The 5,332-nt window shown below is 45.4% G+C and carries 6 protein-coding genes; all 6 read left to right on the top strand.

All coding sequences use genetic code 11. From position 1 onward, the window contains the following. Nucleotides 1–14 precede the first annotated feature (14 nt). Nucleotides 15–464, top strand: coding sequence for a MarR family transcriptional regulator (locus PAN06_RS12800; protein WP_269796515.1), 450 nt, complete (start codon nucleotides 15–17; stop codon nucleotides 462–464). A 17-nt stretch (nucleotides 465–481) separates the two neighbouring features. Continuing rightward, the gene (locus PAN06_RS12795) at nucleotides 482–1,336 is read left to right on the top strand and encodes an SDR family oxidoreductase (protein WP_269796514.1); all 855 of its coding nucleotides are present in this window, start codon (nucleotides 482–484) and stop codon (nucleotides 1,334–1,336) included. Further along, the gene (locus tag PAN06_RS12790; protein WP_269796513.1) at nucleotides 1,329–2,057 is read left to right on the top strand and encodes an ABC transporter ATP-binding protein; all 729 of its coding nucleotides are present in this window, start codon (nucleotides 1,329–1,331) and stop codon (nucleotides 2,055–2,057) included. Before PAN06_RS12795 ends, PAN06_RS12790 begins: the two co-directional genes overlap by 8 nt. After that, a complete protein-coding gene (locus PAN06_RS12785) occupies nucleotides 2,050–3,570 on the top strand; it encodes an ABC transporter permease/substrate-binding protein (RefSeq protein ID WP_269796512.1) in 1,521 nt (506 codons plus the stop codon). The genes PAN06_RS12790 and PAN06_RS12785 overlap by 8 nt, the downstream gene beginning before the upstream one ends. A 178-nt stretch (nucleotides 3,571–3,748) precedes the next feature. Further along, on the top strand, nucleotides 3,749–4,444 hold the full coding sequence (locus tag PAN06_RS12780) for a gamma-glutamyl-gamma-aminobutyrate hydrolase family protein (RefSeq protein WP_269796511.1): 696 nt from the start codon (nucleotides 3,749–3,751) through the stop codon (nucleotides 4,442–4,444). A gap of 134 nt (nucleotides 4,445–4,578) precedes the next feature. Next, a partial coding sequence (locus PAN06_RS12775; RefSeq protein WP_269796510.1) for a glycoside hydrolase family 1 protein occupies nucleotides 4,579–5,332 on the top strand: 754 nt, incomplete at its 3' end.

Below are 5,332 nucleotides of genomic sequence, written 5' to 3'. Positions count from 1 at the left end.
AAAAAGGAGACGAAATGAACAAAATGATAGGGGGCTACCAAGCTTTACAGATACGCTTATTGAACGGGCGACTTTTTCAAAAACTCTTGAGCAAGGAACCAGATGCCCAATACCGAAGTGAACAAGGGAAAATTTTAACGATTTTGTGGAAGCAAGAGTTGGGGTGCGCTACTGCGACAGATATCGCTCTTGCGACGGGTCTAGCTAATAATACATTGACCAGTATGGTTAAGAAATTGGAAGAACAAGGCTTGGTTACGATTCAACGTTGCACGCAGGATAAAAGGAAAAAATATATTTCTTTGACAGACCTCGGTTGGGCGCAAAAAGAAATTGGAGATCGTGTCAGCAAAGAACTGGGCGAGATTTTCTACCAAGGCTTTTCAGATCAAGAAATCCGAGAATTTGAAGCCTATCAAGAGCGTATTATTGACAATCTAAAAGCTAAAGAGAGTGAATTATAGTAGAGGGGAAAATGCTTATGATTGGAATTACAGGTGTAACAGGGAAATTAGGTTCCTATGTGGCTGATCTTGTCGATCAGCAAGGAATTGCTTCTATCCATCTGGCAAGAAGCCCAGAGCGTGCAAAAGTCTACGCGTCTGCGGAAATCCGTAAAATAGTGTATACCAATACTCCAAAAGTGGTTGAGGCCTTGAAGGGGGTCGATATCTTGTTGATGGTCTCTGCTCGGGAAAATCCAGAGCGTGTTGAGGAACACAAGAGTCTTTTAGATGTCGCAAAGCTTGCTGGGGTGCAGCATATTGTTTATACCTCTTTTTATGGGGCAGATGAGAAGGCAACTTTTACATTGTCTCGAGATCATGCCCAGACGGAAGCCTATATCAAGGAGTTGGGGTTCACCTACACTTTTTTGAGAGATAATTTTTACTTGGACTTCTTGATTGATATGGCGCTTGAAAATGGAGAGATTCGTGGTCCAGCAGGAAGTGGGAAGGTTTCAGCAGTTGCCCGTAAGGACACATCTAGTGTTGCAGCAGAGATTCTTTTACATGCTAAGAAATGGGAAAATCAAACCTTGAATTTGACAGGGCCAGAGGATCTTTCCATGGAAGAAATCGTAGCGCTTCTCTCAAAAGAGAGCGGTAAAACCATCGCGTATGTGGATGAATCAGTAGAAGAAGCCTATGAGTCACGGAAAAAATGGCCAGCACAAACTTGGGAGTATGATGCCTGGGTCAGTACCTATACAGCGATTAAAGCTGGAGAACAAGCTGGGGTTTCAACAGATGTCGAAAAAGTCCTAGGGTATCCAGCAAGTAGCTTATTGGATATTCTTAGAGACAGAAAACTTATTGAGGAAAAATATGATTGAATACAAAAATGTAGTGCTGCGCTACACGGAAAAGGACATTTTGAAAGATGTCAATCTCCGCATTGAAAATGGAGAATTTATGGTTCTTGTGGGACCTTCAGGATCTGGAAAGACCACCATGATCAAGATGGTGAACCGTCTTTTGGAGCCGACAGATGGCAATATCTATATGGATGGGAAACGCATCAAAGACTATGACGAACGGGAGTTACGTCTCAGTACCGGCTATGTGCTTCAAGCCATTGCCCTATTTCCTAACTTGACCGTTGCGGAAAATATTGCTCTCATTCCTGAAATGAAGGGCTGGAGCAAGGAGCGAGTAGCTTCCAAAACAGTCGAACTTTTAGAAAAAGTAGGCCTTCCAGCTTCTGATTACGCCGATCGCAAACCCCATGAGCTGTCTGGTGGGGAGCAACAACGAATTGGCATTGTGCGGGCCATCATTGCAGAGCCAAAAATCTTACTGATGGACGAGCCCTTTTCAGCCTTGGATGCTATTTCTCGCAAGCAGTTGCAGGCTCTTACCAAAGACTTGCACAAGGAGTTCGGCATGACCACTATCTTTGTTACACACGACACAGACGAAGCCTTGAAATTAGGCGATCGGATTGCGGTGCTACAAGAAGGAGAGATTGTGCAGGTGGCGGATTCTGAGACCATTCTAGCCCAACCGGCCAACGACTTTGTGGCAGATTTGTTTGGAGGTGCTCACCATGTCTAAACTAGTTACAACCTTTCAAGAACGCTTTGGAGACTGGCTTACTGCACTGGGGCAACATTTGCAACTGTCATTACTGACCCTGATCCTTGCTATTTTTCTAGCTGTTCCATTAGCTATTTATTTAAGTACACGCAAGAGAGCCAGCAACTGGGTTTTACAGGTAGCTGGGATCTTCCAGACCATTCCTTCCATGGCCCTTTTGGGGCTCTTCATTCCCATTATGGGAATCGGAACACTTCCGGCCTTGACAGCTCTCGTCATCTATGCCATTTTCCCCATCCTTCAAAATACCATCACCGGCTTGCAGGGGATTGACCCAAGTCTAGAAGAAGCAGGGGTGGCCTTTGGGATGACCAAGTGGGAGCGCTTGAAGAAGTTTGAGATTCCCTTGGCTATGCCCGTCATCATGTCTGGGATCCGAACGGCAGCTGTGATGATTATCGGGACGGCTACCCTAGCTGCCTTGATTGGAGCAGGGGGACTCGGTTCCTTTATCCTTCTAGGGATTGACCGCAATAATGCCAGTCTGATTTTAATCGGTGCCCTGTCTTCTGCCTTCTTGGCCATCGCCTTTAACCTTCTTCTCAAATGGATGGAAAAGGCTAAATTGCGGACCATCTTTGCGGCTTTTGCGGTAATAGTTATCGGATTGGGAGTATCTTATACGCCAAGTCTTCTTCCCAAACCGAAAAAAGAAAACCTGGTCATCGCTGGGAAGTTGGGTCCTGAACCGGAAATTCTAGCCAATATGTATAAGATTTTGATCGAAGAAAACACGGACATGACAGTGACTGTTAAACCAAATTTTGGCAAGACCACCTTCCTCTATGAAGCTCTGAAAAAAGGGGATATTGCTATCTATCCAGAGTTTACAGGGACCGTGACCGAAAGTCTCCTCAAGCCGGCGCCGCAAGTCGATCATGATCCAGAAGCAGTCTATCAAGCGGCTCGAGATGGGATCAAGAAACAAGACAACCTGGCCTTGCTCAAACCCATGGCTTATCAGAATACCTATGCTGTCGCGGTGCCTAAGAAAATTGCCCAAGAGTATGGCCTCAAGACCATTTCAGATTTGAAAAAGGTGGAAGGACAACTCAAGGCAGGATTTACCTTGGAGTTTAATGACCGAGAGGATGGGAACAAGGGCTTGCAGAAGGTTTACGGACTTCATTTACAAGTCTCCACCATGGAGCCAGCCCTTCGCTACCAGGCGATCCAGTCCGGTGATATCCAGATCACAGATGCTTACTCAACGGATGCCGAGCTGGCTCGCTATGACCTGGTGGTCCTCGAAGATGACAAGCAACTCTTCCCGCCATATCAAGGGGCTCCCCTCATGAAAGAAGCTCTTCTTAAGAAACATCCAGAATTGGAAGGGATTCTCAATCAGTTAGCTGGTAAAATCACAGCTGAGCAAATGAGCCAGATGAACTACCAAGTCGGAGTAGAAGGCAAGTCTGCTGCTCAAGTGGCGCGTGACTTTTTGGTAAAAGAAGGGTTTATTAAAAATTAACAAACAATTCTCAAGTCTTCGCACTTGAGGATTTTTTGATAGAAAGCAATTTTAACCCTTTTCAGCAAGCTTTTGTTATAGAGGGAGAGGCCTTCTCTTCAAAAACTCTCCATTGAGTCTAGCTTAAAATTGTGTTACAATAAGCCTTGAAAACGAATGAAAGTATATGGAAACAAGTATGAAAAAAAGGCCAGTGATTGGAATTACAGGAAATGAAAGACCCTTCCCAGATGATCCAGACGCGAACATGAGTTATGCGGCGACTGGTTTTGTCGAAGCGGTCAAAGAGGCGGGAGGAATTCCCTTGATCTTGCCAATTGGAGATGCGGACATGGCCAAACACTACATGTCGATGATTGATAAGCTCATCATTACTGGTGGTCAAAATGTCTTGCCCAAGTTTTATGGAGAAGAAATCGCCATTGATAGCGATGACTACCTCTTAAAACGTGATCTTTTTGAGTTGGCCTTGATTGAGGAAGCGCGTGCGGCTAAAAAAGCTATCTTTACAGTCTGTCGTGGGACCCAACTCTACAATGTTGCATTGGGTGGAACTTTGCATCAAGACATTGAACATCATTGGCAGGACAATCCAGGTCAGTACACCAGCCAAGAGCTGGTGACCAAGGATCAGACGGTTTTACAAGAGATCTATGGTAAGACCAGTCGCATCAATTCCTTTCACCATCAAAGTATCAAAGACTTGGCAGATGGCTTAGAAGTAATCGCGCGGGATCCCAAAGATGACGTCATAGAGGCGGTTCAATCCACAGATGAGAGTCGTTTTCTCGGCGTTCAGTGGCATCCGGAACTGCGTTTTGACAAGAGTCCAGCAGACCACAAACTCTTTGAATATGTTGTGAATGACTTATAATGAGGACCAGCTCTCTTAGGAATTTTTCTAAGGGAGCTTTTTCTTTAATCTGCGTAAGAAAGACTGTAAATTGTGCCTAGGTTTTGGGGGAGGATTCGCTACAATAGAGCTAGTAGAATGAGGAGGATTAGAACATGTTTCAATTTCCAAAGGATTTTTTATGGGGGAGTTCGACCTCGGGTCCACAGACAGAAGGGCGTCTAGACCAGGATGGAAAAGGTGACAATCTCTGGGATTACTGGTATAGGATCGAACCCAACCGCTTTTATAAAGGGCAGGGACCAGAGAAAACATCGACTTTTTATGAACACTGGGAAGACGATCTGGATCTCTTGTTAGAAACCGGTCACACAGCTTTTCGGACGTCTATTCAGTGGTCCCGCATTTTCCCAGAAGGCCGAGGGGAGATCAATCAAGCGGGTGTCGATTTCTACCGTCGTGTCTTTGAAAAGATTAAGGAAAAAGGGATTCACCTCTTGGTCAACCTCTATCATTTTGATTTGCCGATGGCTCTCCAAGAGCAGGGCGATGGTTGGGAAAACAAGGAAACCGCCTATGCTTATCAAGAATATGCGCGTTTTTGTTTCAAGACCTATGGGGATCTGGTCGACCAGTGGATCACCTTTAATGAACCCATTGTCCCTGTGGAGTTTGGTTATTTTTATGATGCCCATTTTCCTCATAAGGTAGATGTAGCTGCAGCTGTAAAAGTAGCCTACCACACCCAGTTAGCAAGCTCTCTAGCGGTCAAGGCCTGTCACGAGGTGGATCCCAATTCCCGGATCGGGATTGTGCTCAATCTGACACCAGCCTACCCTCGGAGCCAGCATCCAGAAGATGTGAAAGCCGCTCGTATCGCCGAGCTCTTTCAAGCCAAATCTTTTTTAG

The sequence above is a fragment of the Streptococcus sp. SM3 genome (assembly GCF_027497875.1).
The sequence above is the reverse complement of the archived record's forward strand: the minus strand, read 5'-3'. Positions and strand labels throughout refer to the sequence as shown.